Source organism: Hydrogenophaga sp., assembly GCF_011390835.1.
Lineage (GTDB): Bacteria > Pseudomonadota > Gammaproteobacteria > Burkholderiales > Burkholderiaceae_C > Hydrogenophaga.
The window spans coordinates 85,524-103,102 of the sequence record NZ_JAABRQ010000002.1; the positions used below are offsets into that span (position 1 = coordinate 85,524).

A 17,579-nucleotide genomic window follows, 5' to 3' on the forward strand; every position below is an offset into this window, starting at 1 on the left:
GCGCCCGTGGAACCTGTGCAGGGGTGTCAAGCCTCCTCGTGCATCAGGCTCAGACCCAAGGCGCCGCGGCGGCGCAACCAGGGAGAAGGGCGATAGCGCGGGTCGCCGTAAACCGTCTGCATGTTGAACAGGATCTCCAGCACGTTGGCCGGGCCGATGCGGTCGCCCATGGCCAGCGGGCCCATGGGGTAGCCCAGCCCCAGGGTGACGGCAACTTCCAAGTCGGCCGGCGTGCACACACCTTGTTGGCACATGTCGGCTGCGATGTTGACGATGGTGGCGACCACCCGTTGGGTAACGAAGCCGCCGCTGTCGCGGATCACACTGACGGCCTTGCCGTCTTTGGCGAACAGCGCATGCGCGGCGTCGCGCATGTCGGTGCGGGTCGCTGGGTTGGTGGCGAGCACGCGGCGGCGGGTAGCGGCGTCGTCGAGCATCATGTCGATGCCCACGGTGCGTGCTGGATCGAGCCGCTCGACTGCGGCCAGCGTGGTCACGTCCAAACCCAGCGGTGCGACCAGAATCAGCGCCTCGCTGGATGGTGCCTGCCCGGTCTCGATGTTTGCGCCCAGGTCTTTCAGCATTTGATAAAGCTCGGCCCGGCGGGCCGCCTTGGGCGACACCCAGACCGACGGGAAGGCCTTGACCGTGGGAACGGCTGGCTCGGCTGGCACCTCGGCCACGCCTTGCGAGTAGCGGTAGAAGCCTTCGCCGACCTTTTTTCCGATGACCCCGCCGGCCAATCGCTGCGCCGTGATGGCGCTGGGGCGGTAGCGCGGCTCCTCAAAGTACTGGCGGTAAATGGACTCCATCACCGGGTGCGACACATCCAGCGCGGTGAGGTCCATCAATTCAAACGGGCCGAGTCGAAACCCCATCTGGTCCTTGAGGATGCGGTCGATGGTGGCAAAGTCGGCCACGCGCTCGCTGGCCACCCGCAAGGCCTCGGTGCCGTAACCGCGCCCGGCATGGTTGACGATGAAGCCCGGGGTGTCCTGTGCCGTCACCGGGGTGTGTCCAAACTGACGGGTGTAGGCCGTGAGTTGTTGGCACACAACAGGATTGGTCTTGAGGCCAGCGATCACCTCCACCACGCGCATCAACGGGACCGGATTGAAAAAGTGGTAACCAGCCAGCTGTCCCGGGCGCTGCAGGCCAGCGGCAATGGCGGTGACAGAGAGGGAAGAGGTGTTGGTGGCCAGCACCGCCTGGGGGCTGACCACGGCCTCCAGTTCGGAAAAGAGCTCGCGCTTGACCTCGAGCCGTTCGACGATGGCTTCGACCACCAAATCGCAGGCGGACAGTGCGGCCAGACTGGAAGCCACCTGCACGCGAGCGAGGCAGGCCTCGCCTTCTGCTGCCGAGAGCTTGCCCTTGACCACCAAGGTTTGCCATGTTTGTTGCAAAGCTTGGCGTGCAGATTCTGCGGCACCAGGCTGGGCGTCGAGCAGGAGAACGGTGCTGCCGGCCTGGGCCGCCATCTGGGCGATGCCTCGGCCCATGGCGCCGGTGCCAACAATGCCCGCAGTCTGAAAGATGGCTTGCATAAGGGTGCCTATTTTGGAGGGGAACGCTTTAGACCTATGACAGAATGATCAGTACCACCACACAAGGGTCTTTGACGTGCGCCAGTTCTGTATCGGCAGCATTCTGCTTCTTACTGCAGTGAGCAGTTCGGCGGTCACACTGGGTCGGCACAGTGGTGCCGGCATCATTGGTCGGCCTCTGGATATCCGGGTGCAAGCCTTATTGTCACCCGGCGAAGACATCGCCAATCTCTGCGTGAATGCCGATGTGCTGTATGGCGACGTTAAGGTATCGCCCGATGCCGTTCGCACCATAGTGCAGCGCGCCTCGCCCGATGCCGAGCCTTCGGTTCGCATCCAGACCCTGACGCCGATCGATGAACCTATTGTGACCGTGTTCGTGCGCGCGGGCTGCACTACGGCGTTCACCCGCCGCTACGTGTTGCTGGCCGATCCGGTGAGCGAGCCGACGCGCGCCTCTGACGCTGCTCCTGCGCGGCCGGCTGTCCCCGCCGCCAGTGCATTGCCTAGCGCACCGCCTGCCACAGGCACACCGCTCCCCGCTGCGTCAACGGCGAATCGTCCCTCTGCCGCCACCGCAGCGCCTCGTGTGCCAGCTGCACCTCAAGCCGCTCGCGAGCGGCCCCGCGCCGCAGAGCGCGCCAACCGACCTGCGAGCGTGGTGCGCAAACCGGTGGCTCCACTACCCAACCCCACACCTCGGCTGGAGCTGGACGCGATGGATCTGAGCCTGGCGATCGAACGCGATCCGGTGCTCAAGCTGTCACTGAGCCTGCTGAGCGAACCCACGACCTCCGAAGAGACCCGGGCGGCGGCTGGCTTGCTGTGGAAGACGATCAATGCGTCACCGGAAGACATCCTGCGCGACGCGCGCAAGCTCGAGGTGCTGGAGGCCGAGTCCAAAGGCCTGCGCGAGGCCGAGGCCCGCAACCAGGCCACCATCGCGGAGCTGAGTGCGGCGGTCGAACAGGCGCGTAATTGGCAGTGGCTGGCCTACGGACTGGTTGCGCTGCTGGCGCTCGCTCTTCTGGGTCTGCTGTTGGTGTGGCGGCGTTCGAAAAGCGCGCGAGATTTTGACGCTGCGAAAGCCTGGTGGGCGGCAGAGGGTGGTGCCAAGTCAACAGCGAGCGAACCCGGACTGGGACGCACCGCCGCTGCGGCAGCGTTGGTGGACATCGATCTGGATCTGAGCGACGCGCAGGGTGCGGATCCATTCCACCCCTCCTCGCGTTCTCAGTTACTGGAAGACAGCACACCAGCAGATCTGGACAGCTCGGTGGGCAGCTCGTCCGTGTCCGGCACGGAGCGGCGAGATTTCGCCCCGAGCCAGCTTGCGTCCCGATCGGTGGCGGCCGAGGAGCTGTTCGACGTGCAGCAGCAGGCCGAGTTCTTCTTGTCTCTGGGCGAGGATGAGCAGGCCATTCAGGTGCTGCGCAACCACATCCAGGACAGCCAGGTGCCCAGTGCGCTGGCCTATCTCGATCTCTTCAAGATCTACCACCGCCTCGGTCGCAATGCCGACTACGAAGCACTGCGGGTCGAGTTCAACCGGGTGTTCAACGCTGGCGCTCCTCCCTTCGACCAGTACGCCGACGGCAGCAAAGGGCTGGAAGCCTACGAGACCGCGTTTGGTCGCATCCAGGCCCTCTGGCCAGAGCCTCGGGTGCTCGACGTGATCGAGGAGTCCATCTTCCGGGAGCCGGGAGATACTGAGGAGGCCGAGGTGTTTGATCTCGAGGCCTACCGCGAGCTGCTGCTCTTGCACGCGCTGGCCAAGGAGATCATCCAGCGCGAGGCCGCTGACTCAGCTGCGCCGAATGACTTTCAGAGCACGAAGGTGCAGCGCCTCCAGGCCACGAACAAACTGGCGGGAGAGGGCGATGGACTCACGAAGCCGATGGACATGCAGCCGCCGGCATCGCCCAACCTCGGTCTCGATGTGAATCTGGACGATCTGTCGGAATTCTCGGCCTTCGAGGCTTCGTTGCCCGAAGTGCCTGCGCCGGTGTCACCGACGTCCAAGCCCAAATTGCAGCGCGATTCCGACGACCGCGACGATGCTGGAAACTTGATCGATTTCGAGGTGCTGGATTTCACCGCTCCCGATGAAGATCAAGACAAGAATAAGGACGAGCCAGGCGCCATGAAGAGTTGAGTCTCCGTCCAGATTCACCGCAGGCCAGACCGGGGCAACTCGGTCTGGCCTTTCTTTTTTGAGTTTCCGTCAGCGGCGAACTTGCAGTGCACCAGGGTTGACGATGTTCGTCGGCGTACCCTTGATGTAGTTCACCACGTTGTCGAAGGCCGCAGAGAAGTAGGTCTCGTAGCTGTCCTGCTCCACATAGCCGATGTGGGGTGTGCAAATGCAGTTTTCCAGCCGCAGCAGGGCGTGGCCCTGCAGGATGGGCTCGGACTCGAACACGTCCACCGCAGCCATGCCGGGGCGCCCTCGGTTCAGGGCGGCCAGCAAGGCCTCAGGCTCGATGATTTCGGCGCGCGAGGTGTTGACCAGCAGGGCGGTGGGTTTCATGCGAGCGAGGTCTTCGAGCGACACGCAGCCGGTGCTGGTGTCACCCAGCCGCAGGTGCAGCGTGAGCACGTCGGCCGACTCGAACAGGCCCGCCTTCGTGGTGGCCACGTCGTATCCGTCCGCCGCGGCACGGGCCCGCGTCGCTTCGCTGCCCCAAACCACCACCCGCATGCCAAAGGCGCGCCCGTAGCCCGCGACCAGCTGGCCAATGCGGCCGTAGCTCCACACGCCCAGCGTTTTGCCGCGCAACACCATGCCGACGCCAAAGTTCGCCGGCATGGACGCCGCCTTGAGGCCGGCCTGTTGCCAGGCGCCGTGTTTGAGGTTGGCGACATACTGAGGAATGCGGCGCATGGCCGCCATGATCAATCCCCAGGTGAGCTCGGCGGTGGCCACTGGCGAACCCACTCCCTCGGCCACCGCGATGCCGCGCTCAGTGCAGGCGTTGACGTCGACGTGCGCGCCGATCTTGCCCGTCTGAGAGATCAGCTTGAGGCGCGGCAGCTTGGCGATCAGCTGGGCGTTGATCAGGGTGCGCTCACGGATGAGCACCAGCACGTCAGCATCCTTGAGGCGAACGGACAACTGACCCACGCCCTTGACGGTGTTGGTGAAAACCTTGGCGGGATAGGGCTCGAGCTTGGCTGCGCAAGGCAATTTGCGCACAGCGTCCTGGTAGTCGTCGAGGATCACGATATTCATGCACGCTATTGTGCCTTCCCCGTTTCAGCCTCCGGCTGGCCGAATCGTGTCTGGCACGAGGCATGTGCACGATCTCGCCGCAGCACAAGCGGCTGCACCTGCCGGCCGCTAACGCTGTTGTTTCAGGCGCGAGACTGGCCCAGGTGCTGCTCCATCGCCACCAGCCGATCCAGCTCAGCGCAGACATCGCCGACGCGGCCTGCGAGCACCACGCGTTTATCCTGGCCCCAGGGTTCTCGGCTGCCGGCGCGCCGCACCCGGCTGCTGTTCGTGTTGTCACATGGCACGCGGGCCACGGTGAGCTGGGCGGGTGCGATGGCCCGGGTCGCTGGACTGCCAAGCCAGCCAGCGCGGGCAAAACGCTGCATGGCCAGTGGTTGGGGCTGAACAGCCACCGGGTCGGCGCGACGGGGCAACCAGCTGTCGATGATCAGCAGCGGCGCGCGCCAAGTGTTCGTGTTGAAACGGATTCCCATGCGAAACTCCAAAAAGGGGTTGAACACAGGCAGGATTGACTCAGAAATCGCTACCACAGGGATGTGCCGACCGGTCAGACACCGGTTCGGCCAAACGCCCGCCACCTGCTGAAGCGACCGGATGGTTTTCGTCAGAGCTGAAAGCTGTTGCGGATGAGGCCCACGGCGAGCCCTTCGATTTCGAAGGGCTCGCCGGGTTCGACCACGATGGTCTTGAAGTCCGGGTTTTCGGCGCGCAATTCGATGCGATCAGGGTGGCGCATGAAGCGCTTGACCGTCACGTCATCCCCAAGTCTGGCCACCACGATCTGGCCGTTTTTCGCGTCTTTGCTGGACTGCACTGCGAGCAGGTCACCATCCAAAATACCGACGTCGCGCATGGACATGCCGCGCACCTTGAGTAGGTAGTCCGGTGTACGCTGGAACAGGTGGCGTTCCAGCTGGTAGGTCTGGTCCACGTGCTCCTGCGCCAGGATCGGGGAGCCGGCTGCGACCCGGCCAATCAGGGGCAGCATGAGCTGGGACAGGCTGGGCAGCGGCAGTGTAAGCTGGCGCCCGCGTGAAGCGTTGATGGAATGCAGGTCTTCGCTGCGCAGGCGAATACCGCGCGAGGTGCCGCTCACCAGCTCGATCACCCCCTTGCGCGCCAAGGCCTGCAAATGCTCTTCGGCAGCGTTGGCCGATTTGAAGCCCAGCTCGGTGGCGATCTCGGCACGGGTCGGCGGGGCGCCAGTGCGGCGGATGGCCGTCTGGATAAGCTCCAGGATCTGCTGTTGCCTGGGCGTGAGCTTCGGGTGGGTGCGTTGCAGGTCGTTCATGAATGGCCTTCGCTGGGTGGACCGACAGACTGTTTGTCTATCCAGTATCTGTATTTTTAACCAGTTCTGGAGGTTTGGCAAGTGTTCCCTGCAAACAAGATCGCTGACGATCGCTCGGTGACCGTGGTGCTCGGTACTGGCGGCACCATAGCTGGTCGCTCAGCCCGGGCGGACGACCACGTTGGCTACGTGTCGGGCGAGATCGCCTTGGCCGATCTGGTGGCTAATGTGCCCGGACTGCAAGGCCTGCAGCTGGAGGTGGAGCAGGTGGCGCAGATCGACAGCAAGGATATGGATCTGCGCGTCTGGCAGGCACTCGTGCAGCGCTTGGTGCACCACCTGGCCAGGCCAGAAGTAGGATCGGTGGTGATCACCCATGGCACCGACACGCTGGAAGAGACCGCGTTTTTGCTGCACAGCCTGCTGCCCTCGGACAAACCTGTGGTGCTGACCTGCGCTATGCGGCCGGCCAGTGCGCTGATGGCCGATGGCCCCCAAAACCTGCTGGACGCGGTGACGTTGGCGCGCCACCCTGGCGCTAAGGGTGCGATGGCGGTGTGTGCCGGTCAGGCATTTGCTGCGTTGGATGTGTGCAAGGTACACAGCTACCGGCTGGACGCCTTTGACGGTGGTGAGGCCGGCGCGCTCGCGTTGATCGAGAACGGCCAGGTGCGCCAGCTGCATCCCTGGCCGGTCATGCACGCTCCAAACCACGACGCTGGCCACGACTTGCGACAGCGCTTTCTCAGCGCTGCCGCGTTGCCCTCCGTGACCCTGCTCACCAGCCATGCCGATGCCGACGGCTTGATCGTGCAGGCCTTGCTCGCCAGTGCGGGTGATCGTTCGATGCAAGGGCTAGTGGTAGCGGGCACGGGCAACGGCACGGTGCACCGGACCCTGGCGGCGGCCTTGGCCGCCGCACAGGAACAGGGAGTTCGTGTGGTGCGCACCACGCGCTGCGCCCGCGGGCAGGTGCTGGCGCAGTCGGGCCACGCCTTGCCGGAGATCAGCGCGCTCTCACCTGTGAAGGCCCGCCTCGCGCTGGCGATGGAACTGCTCAGCGCCTGAGCATGCTGGTCGCGCTCGGCGCCCATCCCTGGGCCTATCCCATGCTGGAGACCGTCCACCTGCTGGGGGTGGGTTTGCTGCTGGGCAATATGGCGCTGCTGGAGTTGCGCGTGTTCGGCTGGGGTGTGGTCTTGCCGATCCAGCCACTGGCGAGGCTGAGTCTGGGACTGGTGCTGACAGGCTTTTCCCTGGCGGCGATCACCGGTCTGCTCATGTTTGGTACCCAGCCGCAGGAACTGTTGGCCAACCGCGTGTTCACAGTCAAGATGGGCTTACTGATGCTGGCCGGCTGCAACGCAGCCTGGTTCCATGCGCGGCAATCCCTGCAGCGGCTGGACGCCACGGCCAGGGTGTCCATGGGGTTGTCGGGCGTGTTGTGGCTGGGGGTGCTCACCTGCGGCCGGTGGATTGGTTACGTGTGAATCAACTTGAACAGGAGCGAACCATGCAAAGACGACAGGTGATGCAGGCGGGTGGCCTGCTGGCGCTGGGCGCTGCGATGCGGCCAGCTTGGGCCCACCATGGCTGGAGCAGCTTTGACCAGGATCGACCGATTTACCTGGAGGGGCGCGCGGTGTCGGTGGCCTGGCGCAACCCCCATGCGGAACTGGTGCTGGAAGTGCCCGAGCGGCTGGCCTTGCCGGGTGATCTCGCGACCAGGCCTGTGCCGGCGCAGACCGCGGGGGTGGATGGCCCGGCCCTGTTGGCCAAGGCCGTGGTGCCGAACCGGCGTGATCGGCGCTGGGAGATCGAGCTGGCGCCGATGTTCCGGCTCGGTCTGTGGCAAGTGCCCGAAATCCGCGCCGGCCAGGCCTTGTCCATGGTGGGCTTCACATTCAAGGAAGAAAAGGGTGACCCGCTGGTTCGTGTCGAGTACCTCTTTCTTGAGGGCAAAGCCTACGGGCTGCGATCCAGTCCTGCGTGACCAGAGTGCGGTAAGTCCCCAAAACGAAACAGCCCGGCGATGCCGGGCTGTTTCGTTTCAGATGAGCGTCAAGCCCGATCAGCTGGACAAGGCTTCAAAAGCGCGTACGGTGATGTCATCCACCGAACCGGTGCCGCTGATGGCGCGATACTTCGGTGCAGCATCTGGCTCGGCTTGGGCCCAGCTGCTGTAGTAGTCCACCAGGGGTCGCGTCTGGGCGTTGTACACCTCCAAGCGCTTCTTGACGGTTTCTTCCTGGTCGTCGGCGCGCTGGATCAGCGGTTCACCAGTCTCGTCGTCTTTGCCTTCCACCTTCGGCGGATTGAATTTAACGTGGTAAGTGCGGCCAGAGGCCGGGTGTGAGCGGCGGCCGCTCATGCGTTCGATGATGGCATCAAACGGCACATCGATCTCCAGCACGTAGTCCAGCTTCACACCGGCGGCCTTCATAGCATCGGCCTGCGGGATGGTGCGCGGGAACCCGTCAAAGAGAAAACCGTTGGCGCAATCAGCCTGGGTAATGCGCTCTTTCACCAGGTTGATGATCAGGTCGTCGCTCACCAGGCCCCCAGACTCCATCACGCTCTTGGCCTGCAGACCCAGCGGTGTGCCGGCCTTGACCGCCGCGCGCAGCATGTCGCCGGTGGAGATCTGGGGAATGCCGTATTTCTGGCAAATGAAGGTGGCCTGGGTGCCTTTTCCAGCTCCTGGTGCACCCAACAGAATCAATCGCATCACTGTCCTTTGTTCGAGGTTTCGTGCCACGGCTGCTTGTCTCGAGCAGCCGGTTCGCCAGGAGGACCCGGCGGGATCGCGGTCGAGGATAGCACGCAGGTTCCTGACGCCCGCTTACAGCCGAACCCCCTGGCCACAAGCTGGAAACTGCCCGGTCAGGTAGGGTGGAATATTGCCCGCACGCGGGCCAGGTCCTCGGCCGTGTCGACCCCCGGGCCCGGCGCCTGCGCGCTGATGTGCACCGCAATGCGCTCGCCGTGCCAGAGCACGCGCAACTGCTCCAGCGATTCAGTGAGTTCCAGCGGCGAGGGCTCCAGTTTGGGAAATCGCCTCAGAAAACCGGCTCTGTATGCGTACAGGCCGATATGGCGTAGCGGCGCAGGGGCCGGCAGCCGCGGCGGTGAGCCTTCGGCCATGCCGTCACGCCACCAGGCGATCGGTGCACGGCTAAAATACAGCGCCGTTTGCGCCCGGTCGAGTACCACCTTCACCACGTTCGGATTGAGAAAATCTTCCAGTCGGTCTAGCGCGTGGGCAGCGGTGCTCATGACACAGTCTGGACGCGAGCGCAGCAGGTCGGCCACCGCGGTGATCAGCAACGGCTCGATCAACGGTTCGTCGCCCTGCACATTCACCACCACAGTCTCATCGGCCAGACCCAGCCGGTCGCAGGCCTCGGCGAGCCGGTCGCTGCCCGAGGCGTGATCTTGGCGGGTTAGCACCGCGTCAATGCCGTGCTCGCTGCAGACCTGCAGGATGGTCTTGTCGTCGGCAGCCACCACACACTGCTGTGCGCCACTTTGCCTCGCCCGCAGCGCTACGCGCACCACCATGGGCATGCCGGCAATGTCCGCCAGCGGCTTGTTGGGCAACCGGGTCGATGCCAAACGCGCCGGGATCAGGACGATGAAGCCGGCACTGGCAGCTGCATGTGCCACGCTCACGAAAAATCCTCTTCTCTGCGGTGCAAGCGCTGGGTGACCTGTCCGGCAACGCTCATGCCGCGCGGGGCGCGGGCGGGCGCTCGGCCTCTTCGTCGGTGATGGGGCGGGCTTCGTGCTCCAGCAGGATGGGAATGCCATCACGCACCGGATAGGCGAGGCGGGCGCTGCGCGACAGCAGCTCCTGCTGGTCACGCAGGTAAATCAAGGGGCCCTTGGTGACTGGGCAGACCAGCAGTTCGAGCAGTTTGGTGTCCATGGCTGAATGATAGTGCGGGTGGCCGTCAACGTGCGGCGGCCGGCCTTCGCTGAACATGCGCCAAGGCCATGTCCACCGCATCGAAGAAGCCAGGTTCAGGGTGCAGTTCCAGGGACACCACCCAGACCTGCTGTCGCTTGGTCGACGCATCGCCCAGCAGGGCATCAAGCTTGACGGCGTCTTTTTCGGTGCAGATCAGCGGGTGTTCCGGGCTTGCCAGCAGGCCGGCGTATGCATCGCTGGCGGCATGGTCGGGCAGGGGCACGGTGCGGGCAAGCGTCAAGCCGCGCGCGCGCAGCATGGTGAAGAAGGCATCGGGTCGGGCGATGCCAGCCACCGCGCAAAGGGCTTGCCCCTGCAGCGTGGACAGAGGCTGTGTCTGACCAGCGAGGTTGCTCGCGGAATCGGCCAGCCGTCGGGCGGCGAGAAATTGAGGCACATCGCCCATCGGCAGCGTGATTGGCAGCGCCTCCTCACGCCTTTGCAGCAGGACCAGATCGGGCGGTGCAGGGTGGCCGGGCGCGGGCGGCCAGGGCTCGCGCAGCAGGCCCGCGGGCAGTTGCCAGCCATTGCCTATGCCACGCTCGTCAAACACCGCGATCGACAGATCGCGTCCCAAGGCCAGATGTTGCAGGCCGTCGTCGCACAGCAGCACATCGATGTCAGGGTGGCGCTCCAACAGGGCGCGGGCGGCGTCGACCCGGCGGGGGGCGACACAGACCGGTGCGCCGGTGGACTGATGGATCAGGGCGGGCTCATCGCCCACGGCGCTGGCCGGGGTGGTGGCGTCCACCTGCTGCAGCTGCTCCGTCTGTCGACCGTAGCCGCGGGACACAACACCTGGGTGCCAACCATGTGACTGCAGGTGTTTCACCAGCGCAACGACGGTCGGCGTTTTGCCAGCCCCCCCCACCACCACATTGCCCACCACGATCACCGGCACCGGCATTCTGTGGATCTGGAACCAACCCAGGGCAAACGCCAGCCGCCGCAAGCGGCCCAGCATGGCGTGAATCAGGGAAAGCGGCCAAAGCAGGCTCGCGGCCAGGGTCTTGTGCTGCGCCAGCGCCTGCCAGCGGGCCTCGCGTCGGGCTTGGCGATCGTCGGGCCGCAGGTTCATGCGGCCTCAGGGGTCAGGGCCTGGCGCGGGCGCCGCCGGCACCCGCCTGCTGGGTGGCGAAGGTGATCTGCACCAAGCCGGCGCGGCGCGAAGCGTCCATGACGTTGATGACCGACTGGTGGGTGGCCGCGGCGTCGGCGCTGATGATCACGACCACGTCTCGCGTGTCCTGCGTGGCCACCGACAAGGCGCGGGTGAGCTGCTCCACGCTGCCGCCATCCAGCACCGACTTGTTGATGGAATAGCGGCCGTCGCTACCCACCGCAACGATGATTTCTTTTGGGTTCTGCCGCTGCGCCTCGGCGTCGGCCACTGGCAGATTTACCTTGAGTTCGGTGAACTTGCTGTAAGTGGTGGTGAGCATGAGGAAAATCAGCACCACCAGCAGGATGTCGATGAACGGGATCAGATTGATCTCGGGCTCGTCGCGGGTGCCGGGTCGGAAGTTCATGCGCAGTGCAGATTCAGCAGAGGGATACCGGGCTCACTTGCGCAGATGATGCAGGTGGCGCGCGAAGCGGTCGGCGGAGATTTCCATGGTGAGCAGGTAGCCATCCACTCGCCCGCGGAAATAGCGCCAGAAGATCAGCGCCGGAATCGCCACAATCAGACCAAACGCGGTGTTGTAAAGCGCGATAGAGATGCCATGCGCCAACTGCTCGGGGTTGCCGCCGCCTGGCACGGTGCCCATACCGCCGTTACCGCCCTGGGAGCCGAAAATTTCAATCATGCCGATGACTGTGCCCAGCAGGCCCAGCAACGGAGCTGCCGAGGCAATGGTGGCAAGCGCCCCCAAGTAGCGCTGCAACTGGGCCGCTGCCTGCCGACCCGCGCTTTCCAGGCTGGCTCGCAGGTCTTCCTCGCTGGCCCGCGGATTGGCATTGAGCGCCCGAAAACCGCTGGCCAGCACGCCACCCAGGGTCGAGTTTTGCTCCAACTGCTTGACCACGTCGGGGCTGGGCACGCCATTGCGCGAGACCATGATGGCCTCGTCCAGCAGTTTTGGAGGAATGATCTTCGCGGTCTTCAGGCTGATGAAACGCTCAATGATCAAGGCCAGACCAATGACAGAGCAGGCAATCAGGGGCCAGATCGGCCAGCCGGCCGCTTGTATGATGGAAAACAAAACAGGGCTCCAGGCAAAACAGCCAAGTTGCTACGCCCTCGATTATGGCGCACGAGCTGGCGGGCACGGTCCCTGAGCCAAGGCCCTGAAGCCGAGCCGCCTGCCTCAGCGTATTCACAGAATCTGTGGATAACTTTGTGAAGAACCCAGGTGTGCCCCCGCTCAATCCCGCGCAAGCGCTGCATTTCGATAGATCGATGACAAAACGAGCACTGCAAAACGCTGTGAAATCAAGGGCTTGGCCGCGAGCTGACGTAGCCGCGGGGCTTCGTCCACGAAACCCCAGCGACGATGCGGCTTGTGGACACATTCCGCTTGGAGACGCCCGTGGCTGAGGGCTTCGGTGGTGCTCAGCCGCATGGCGTGGGGCGGGTGTGGGCGGTTGGCCCGCTGATGCGAGCGGTAGCCGACACGTTGGCCGCCCGATTCAACCCGGTCACGGTGCGCGGCGAACTCTCTGGCTTTTCGCGCGCAGCCAGTGGCCACTGTTATTTTTCGCTCAAGGACGACAGCGGTCAGGTGCGCTGTGCCCTGTTTCGCCGTGCCGCTGACCAGCTGAGCTTTTCCCCCCAGGATGGCCAGCTGGTGGAGGCGCTGGGCAAGCTCGACGTCTATGGCCCGCGCGGCGACCTGCAACTCATCGTTGACCGGCTCAAGCCAGCCGGGCAGGGCGCGTTGTTCGAGCAGTTTCTGCGGCTCAAGGCCGAGCTCGAAGCCGAGGGTCTGTTCGACCCGGCGCGTAAGCGCTCCTTGCCGGCCCAGCCGCGCGGCATCGCGGTGGTGACTTCGCTGGGCGCCGCGGCGCTACGCGACGTGGTCACGGCCTTGCGCCGGCGCGTACCACATCTGCCGGTGGTGATTTATCCTGCCTTGGTGCAGGGGCAGCAGGCGCCCGCCCAGATTGATGCTGCGATAACGGCCGCTGGCCGGCACTTCACGTCAGGCGGTCCTTGCGACGTGTTGTTGCTGGTGCGCGGCGGCGGCTCGCTGGAGGACCTTTGGTCGTTCAACGACCCGGCCGTGGTGCGCGCGGTGGTGCGCTCGCCGATGCCGGTGGTCTGTGGCGTGGGTCATGAGACTGATTTCACCCTCGCCGATTTCGCCGCTGACCTGAGGGCGCCCACGCCCACCGCCGCCGCCGAGCTGTGTGCACCGTCTCGCGAACAGCGGCTGGGCGAGCTGGAGCATTTGCAGGTGGGATTGTCGGATGCCGCGCATGCCGAACTCGACCTTGGCGCGCAGCGGCTCGATCGGATCGCCCAGCGCCTGGGCCGGCCGTCGACCCGGCTGCACGACAGCCGCCACGAGCTGGCCCGTCTGCAGCACCGCCTGCAGAGCGGCTTGTTGTTGGCGGCCCAGGCGCAACGCAACCGGGTGCAGTCGCTGGCGCTCGCCTTATCGCCGGCCTTGCAACGGGCCGTGCGGCATCAGGAAGACCGCTTGCAGCGCCAGGCCTCTGCGCTGGCGCTGCTCGACCCCCAGCTGGTACTGGAGCGCGGCTACGCCTACCTGACCGATGCAGCCGGCGTTGCCATCACCTACACCGCACAGACCCGGCCAGGACAGGCGATTCGGGCAAGGCTGAGCGATGGCGAGCTCGGGCTCACGGTGGACCGATGAGCGCAGAGACCCCAGTCGCGGTACCGTTGCCGACCGTGCCTACAATGAAAGCTTGAGTGGACCAGCGGCCGCATCCGCCAACGTCCCGTCCGATTCACGATTCGACCCCCAAGAGGAAACACCATGGAACACACCCTGCCAGCCCTGCCTTTCGCCATTGACGCGCTTGCGCCTCACTACTCCAAGGAAACGCTGGAGTTTCATCACGGCAAGCACCACAACGCCTATGTGGTCAACCTCAACAACCTTCAAAAAGGCACCGAGTTCGAGAACATGGACCTCGAGTCCATCGTCAAGAAGTCCAGCGGCGGTGTGTACAACAACGCGGCTCAGATCTGGAATCACACCTTTTTCTGGAACTGCATGAAGCCCAACGGCGGCGGTGAGCCTTCTGGCGCGTTGGCTGCGGCCATCAACGCCAAGTGGGGTAGCTACGCTGCCTTCAAAGAGGCGTTTGTGAAAAGCGCGGTCGGCAACTTTGGTTCGGGCTGGACTTGGCTGGTGAAGAAGGCCGACGGTTCGGTGGACATCGTGAACATGGGCGCTGCTGGCACCCCGCTGACCACTGGCGACAAGGCTTTGCTGACGGTTGACGTCTGGGAACACGCCTATTACATCGACTACCGCAACGCGCGTCCCAAGTTTGTCGAGACCTACCTGGACAAGCTGGTCAACTGGTCGTTTGCCGAAGCCAATTTCGCCTGATCGCGGTCCGGCGTGATCGCCCAGGGTCCGAAGGCTTTGCCTCGGGCCCTTTTTTTTTGGTGTCATTGGAAGATGCTAGGCATTTCCAGCTTTTGATTTTCTCAATGTGAGATCTGGCTTCAATAAATGAAGCCCAGGTCAGAGCGTTGAAAGCAAAATTGCGGACGATTACGACATTCGGCTGACGACGCCCTCGATCAGCGGGATTCCCACAACGATTCACGGAGCCAAAGACATGAGCGCCCAGCAACCCACCATCATCTACACGCTGACCGACGAGGCGCCCCTGCTGGCCACGCACGCGTTCCTGCCCATTATTCAGGCGTTTACCCAGCCCGTCGGCATCAACGTCGAGACCAGCGACATTTCCGTCGCAGCGCGGGTGCTCGCGGCTTTTCCGGAGTGCCTGACCGAGGAACAGCGTGTGCCTGACAACCTGGCCGCGCTCGGCCAGCTCACGCTCAAGCCCCAGGCAAACATCATCAAGCTACCCAACATCAGCGCCTCCGTGTCGCAGCTGGTCAGCGCGATCAAAGAGCTGCAGGCCAAGGGCTACGCTTTGCCCGACTACCCCGAGTCGCCAAAGACGGAGGAGGAGAAGTCCATCCGTGCACGCTACGCCAAATGCACGGGCAGCGCGGTCAATCCTGTGCTGCGCGAGGGCAACTCCGACCGGCGCGCACCACGCGCGGTCAAGGAATACGTCCGCAAGAACCCCCATTCCATGGCCGACTGGAGTCAGGCCTCGCGCACCCATGTCTCCCATATGCACCGCGGAGACTTCTACCATGGCGAGAAATCCATGACGCTGGACAAGGCGCGCGACGTCAAGATGGAGCTGATCACCAAGGGCGGCAAAACCATCGTGCTCAAAGACAAAGTGGCGCTGCAGGACCGTGAAGTCATCGACAGCATGTACATGAGCAAGAAGGCCTTGCTCGACTTCTACGAGAAGGAAATCCAGGACGCGTACAAGACAGGCGTGATGTTCTCGCTGCACGTCAAGGCCACGATGATGAAGGTGTCGCACCCCATCGTGTTCGGCCACTGTGTGCGCATCTTTTACAAGGATGCGTTCGAGAAGCACGCCAAGCTTTTCGACCAGCTGGGTGTGAACGTCAACAACGGCATGGTCAACCTTTATGACAAGCTCGCCACGCTGCCCCAGTCGCAGCGCGAAGAGGTCACTGCCGATCTGCACGCCTGCCATGAAGGTCGCCCCGAGCTGGCCATGGTCGACTCAGCCAAAGGCATCACCAACTTCCATTCACCGAATGACGTGATCGTGGACGCCTCCATGCCCGCCATGATCCGCAATGGCGGCAAGATGTGGGGGGCCGACGGCCGACTCAAGGACGTGAAGGCCGTGATGCCGGAGTCGACCTTTGCCCGTATTTACCAGGAGATGATCAATTTCTGCAAGTGGCACGGTGCGTTTGATCCCAAGACCATGGGTACGGTGCCGAACGTTGGCCTGATGGCCCAGCAGGCCGAAGAGTACGGCTCACACGACAAGACGTTCGAGATACCGGAAGCCGGCACCGCCAACATCACCGACTTGGCCACGGGCGAAGTGTTGCTGAGCCAGGATGTCGAGCAGGGCGACATCTGGCGTATGTGTCAGGTAAAAGATGCGGCCATTCGCGACTGGGTGAAGCTGGCCGTGAGCCGCGCACGCAACTCGGGCATGCCGGTGGTGTTCTGGCTCGACGCTTACCGTCCGCACGAGGCGCAGCTGATCACCAAGGTGAAGATGTACCTGCACGAGCACAACACGGCCGGCCTGGACATCCAGATCATGAGCCAGGTGCGCGCGATGCGCTACACGCTGGAGCGCGTGGTGCGGGGTCTGGACACTATCAGCGCCACCGGCAACATCTTGCGCGACTACCTTACCGACCTGTTTCCCATCATGGAGCTGGGCACCAGCGCCAAGATGCTCTCCATCGTGCCGCTGATGGCGGGTGGCGGCATGTACGAAACGGGCGCGGGGGGCTCAGCGCCCAAGCATGTGCTGCAGCTGGTGGAGGAAAACCACCTGCGATGGGATTCGCTCGGGGAGTTCCTGGCGCTGGCCGCATCGCTGGAGGACCTGGGGCTGAAGACGGGCAATGCCAAGGCCAGGATTCTGGCGCGCACCCTGGACTCGGCCACGGGCCAGCTGCTGGACCACAACAAGAACCCTTCGCCCAAGACGGGCCAGCTCGACAACCGGGGCAGCCAGTTCTACCTGGCCATGTTCTGGGCGCAGGCGCTGGCGGCGCAGACCGATGATCCGGCTCTCGCCAAACAGTTCGCACCGCTGGCCAAGCGCCTGACCGACAACGAGCAAGCCATCGTGGCTGAACTGGCCGCGGTGCAAGGGCAGGCGGTGGACATTGGTGGTTACTACCAGCCTGATGTGCAAAAGCTCGATGCCGTGATGCGCCCTAGCAAGACCCTGAACGCGGCCCTGGCCGGCGCCAACGCCTGACGCTCAACGCGCGTGGGCGCAGAAAGGGCGGCGTGCGCAGAGCTCGCCGCCTTTTTTATGGTCGTTTGTTGAGGCCACCAATGCGGCTACCTGCGGTGATACCGCGCTTGGCGAACCAGCCCTGGTTCATCTCCAGAACGTAACGCACTGGCTCGCTCGAGCAGTGCGAGTCGGTGGTCTGAGGTTTCATGTCGGCCAGGTTCACAATGCGGCCGTCGTCTGCCACAAAGGCGGCGGTCAGCGGCAACAGCGTGTTTTTCATCCAGAAGCATTGCACGGCTGGTGCGTCAAACACGAACAGCATGCCCTCCCGAACCGGCATCTCTGCCCGGTGCATCAGGCCGATCTGCCGCTGTTGCGGGGTGCTCGCTACCTGAGCATCGATCAGGTGCATGCCGGCCGAGAGTTTCGCACGCGGCAAGTTGGTCTGGGCCAGATCCTGTGCTGCAGCAAGCCCGGCAAAGGCGACGAGCAGGGCAGCGAGGGCAGGGCGGATGCGTTTCATGATCGGATGGGCAGGACTAGAATCAGTTG

At 64.0% G+C, this 17,579-nt stretch carries 18 protein-coding genes; 7 read left to right on the plus strand and 11 right to left on the minus strand.

What is annotated here, in order from left to right; all coding sequences use genetic code 11:
• Positions 1-26: 26 nt before the first annotated feature.
• Positions 27-1,547, minus strand: coding sequence for a 3-hydroxyacyl-CoA dehydrogenase (locus GPT34_RS02370; protein ID WP_291009306.1), 1,521 nt, complete (start codon positions 1,545-1,547; stop codon positions 27-29).
• Between the two features lie 76 nt (positions 1,548-1,623).
• Between GPT34_RS02370 and GPT34_RS02375 the strand changes: the two genes are divergently transcribed.
• Positions 1,624-3,702 carry a hypothetical protein gene (locus tag GPT34_RS02375; RefSeq protein ID WP_291009308.1) on the plus strand — a complete coding sequence of 693 codons (2,079 nt, stop codon included), beginning with the start codon at positions 1,624-1,626 and terminating at the stop codon, positions 3,700-3,702.
• A 69-nt stretch (positions 3,703-3,771) separates the two neighbouring features.
• Here GPT34_RS02375 and GPT34_RS02380 read toward each other — a convergent pair whose 3' ends face one another.
• From GPT34_RS02380 to lexA, 3 genes are all read right to left on the minus strand, one after another.
• Positions 3,772-4,779 (minus strand): D-2-hydroxyacid dehydrogenase family protein, encoded by a 1,008-nt coding sequence (locus tag GPT34_RS02380; RefSeq protein WP_291009310.1) that lies wholly within the window; start codon positions 4,777-4,779, stop codon positions 3,772-3,774.
• A 122-nt stretch (positions 4,780-4,901) separates the two neighbouring features.
• Positions 4,902-5,255, minus strand: a complete 354-nt coding sequence (locus GPT34_RS02385) for a hypothetical protein (RefSeq protein ID WP_291009312.1) — start codon at positions 5,253-5,255, stop codon at positions 4,902-4,904.
• 131 nt (positions 5,256-5,386) lie between these two features.
• A complete protein-coding gene (gene lexA, locus GPT34_RS02390) occupies positions 5,387-6,073 on the minus strand; it encodes a transcriptional repressor LexA (protein WP_291009313.1) in 687 nt (228 codons plus the stop codon).
• 81 nt (positions 6,074-6,154) lie between these two features.
• Here lexA and GPT34_RS02395 point away from each other — a divergent pair, with 81 nt between their 5' ends.
• The 3 genes from GPT34_RS02395 to GPT34_RS02405 are packed head-to-tail and all read left to right on the plus strand — an operon-like array spanning position 6,155 to position 8,066.
• A complete protein-coding gene (locus GPT34_RS02395; protein WP_291009315.1) occupies positions 6,155-7,141 on the plus strand; it encodes an asparaginase in 987 nt (328 codons plus the stop codon).
• 2 nt (positions 7,142-7,143) lie between these two features.
• Complete coding sequence (locus GPT34_RS02400) at positions 7,144-7,563, plus strand: hypothetical protein (RefSeq protein ID WP_291009317.1); 420 nt, start codon at positions 7,144-7,146, stop codon at positions 7,561-7,563.
• 23 nt (positions 7,564-7,586) lie between these two features.
• Positions 7,587-8,066 (plus strand): DUF6152 family protein, encoded by a 480-nt coding sequence (locus GPT34_RS02405; protein WP_291009319.1) that lies wholly within the window; start codon positions 7,587-7,589, stop codon positions 8,064-8,066.
• 78 nt (positions 8,067-8,144) lie between these two features.
• Here the strand turns inward: GPT34_RS02405 and adk are convergent, their stop codons facing one another.
• From adk to GPT34_RS02435, 6 genes are all read right to left on the minus strand, one after another.
• Positions 8,145-8,801, minus strand: coding sequence for an adenylate kinase (adk, locus tag GPT34_RS02410; protein WP_291009321.1), 657 nt, complete (start codon positions 8,799-8,801; stop codon positions 8,145-8,147).
• A 155-nt stretch (positions 8,802-8,956) separates the two neighbouring features.
• On the minus strand, positions 8,957-9,739 hold the full coding sequence (kdsB, locus tag GPT34_RS02415) for a 3-deoxy-manno-octulosonate cytidylyltransferase (RefSeq protein ID WP_291009524.1): 783 nt from the start codon (positions 9,737-9,739) through the stop codon (positions 8,957-8,959).
• A 58-nt stretch (positions 9,740-9,797) separates the two neighbouring features.
• Positions 9,798-10,001: a Trm112 family protein gene (locus GPT34_RS02420; RefSeq protein WP_291009323.1), complete on the minus strand. Its 204-nt coding sequence runs from the start codon at positions 9,999-10,001 to the stop codon at positions 9,798-9,800.
• A 25-nt stretch (positions 10,002-10,026) separates the two neighbouring features.
• Positions 10,027-11,121: a tetraacyldisaccharide 4'-kinase gene (gene lpxK, locus GPT34_RS02425; protein ID WP_291009325.1), complete on the minus strand. Its 1,095-nt coding sequence runs from the start codon at positions 11,119-11,121 to the stop codon at positions 10,027-10,029.
• A gap of 13 nt (positions 11,122-11,134) precedes the next feature.
• Entirely contained in the window at positions 11,135-11,572 is a 438-nt protein-coding gene (locus tag GPT34_RS02430; RefSeq protein WP_291009327.1) for a biopolymer transporter ExbD, read from the minus strand.
• 33 nt (positions 11,573-11,605) lie between these two features.
• Complete coding sequence (locus tag GPT34_RS02435) at positions 11,606-12,247, minus strand: MotA/TolQ/ExbB proton channel family protein (RefSeq protein ID WP_291009329.1); 642 nt, start codon at positions 12,245-12,247, stop codon at positions 11,606-11,608.
• A gap of 393 nt (positions 12,248-12,640) precedes the next feature.
• Here GPT34_RS02435 and xseA point away from each other — a divergent pair, with 393 nt between their 5' ends.
• The 3 genes from xseA (at position 12,641) to GPT34_RS02450 (ending at position 17,045) form a co-directional block, all read left to right on the plus strand.
• Positions 12,641-13,867, plus strand: coding sequence for an exodeoxyribonuclease VII large subunit (xseA, locus tag GPT34_RS02440; RefSeq protein WP_363356086.1), 1,227 nt, complete (start codon positions 12,641-12,643; stop codon positions 13,865-13,867).
• A gap of 123 nt (positions 13,868-13,990) precedes the next feature.
• Positions 13,991-14,572 carry a Fe-Mn family superoxide dismutase gene (locus tag GPT34_RS02445; protein WP_291009333.1) on the plus strand — a complete coding sequence of 194 codons (582 nt, stop codon included), beginning with the start codon at positions 13,991-13,993 and terminating at the stop codon, positions 14,570-14,572.
• Between the two features lie 235 nt (positions 14,573-14,807).
• Positions 14,808-17,045: an NADP-dependent isocitrate dehydrogenase gene (locus GPT34_RS02450; protein ID WP_291009335.1), complete on the plus strand. Its 2,238-nt coding sequence runs from the start codon at positions 14,808-14,810 to the stop codon at positions 17,043-17,045.
• 55 nt (positions 17,046-17,100) lie between these two features.
• Here the strand turns inward: GPT34_RS02450 and GPT34_RS02455 are convergent, their stop codons facing one another.
• Positions 17,101-17,550 (minus strand): DUF192 domain-containing protein, encoded by a 450-nt coding sequence (locus tag GPT34_RS02455; protein ID WP_291009337.1) that lies wholly within the window; start codon positions 17,548-17,550, stop codon positions 17,101-17,103.
• Positions 17,551-17,579: the final 29 nt, after the last annotated feature.

Coding starts and splice junctions, on each gene's coding strand:
- GPT34_RS02420 (WP_291009323.1), bottom strand. CDS start 10,001: ATGGACACCAAACTGCTCGAACTGCTGGTCTGCCCAGTCACCAAGGGC.
- adk (WP_291009321.1), bottom strand. CDS start 8,801: ATGCGATTGATTCTGTTGGGTGCACCAGGAGCTGGAAAAGGCACCCAG.
- GPT34_RS02430 (WP_291009327.1), bottom strand. CDS start 11,572: ATGAACTTCCGACCCGGCACCCGCGACGAGCCCGAGATCAATCTGATC.
- lpxK (WP_291009325.1), bottom strand. CDS start 11,121: ATGAACCTGCGGCCCGACGATCGCCAAGCCCGACGCGAGGCCCGCTGG.
- GPT34_RS02370 (WP_291009306.1), bottom strand. CDS start 1,547: ATGCAAGCCATCTTTCAGACTGCGGGCATTGTTGGCACCGGCGCCATG.
- GPT34_RS02385 (WP_291009312.1), bottom strand. CDS start 5,255: ATGGGAATCCGTTTCAACACGAACACTTGGCGCGCGCCGCTGCTGATC.
- GPT34_RS02405 (WP_291009319.1), top strand. CDS start 7,587: ATGCAAAGACGACAGGTGATGCAGGCGGGTGGCCTGCTGGCGCTGGGC.
- GPT34_RS02450 (WP_291009335.1), top strand. CDS start 14,808: ATGAGCGCCCAGCAACCCACCATCATCTACACGCTGACCGACGAGGCG.
- GPT34_RS02380 (WP_291009310.1), bottom strand. CDS start 4,779: ATGAATATCGTGATCCTCGACGACTACCAGGACGCTGTGCGCAAATTG.
- lexA (WP_291009313.1), bottom strand. CDS start 6,073: ATGAACGACCTGCAACGCACCCACCCGAAGCTCACGCCCAGGCAACAG.
- GPT34_RS02445 (WP_291009333.1), top strand. CDS start 13,991: ATGGAACACACCCTGCCAGCCCTGCCTTTCGCCATTGACGCGCTTGCG.
- GPT34_RS02400 (WP_291009317.1), top strand. CDS start 7,144: ATGCTGGTCGCGCTCGGCGCCCATCCCTGGGCCTATCCCATGCTGGAG.
- GPT34_RS02455 (WP_291009337.1), bottom strand. CDS start 17,550: ATGAAACGCATCCGCCCTGCCCTCGCTGCCCTGCTCGTCGCCTTTGCC.
- xseA (WP_363356086.1), top strand. CDS start 12,641: ATGCGAGCGGTAGCCGACACGTTGGCCGCCCGATTCAACCCGGTCACG.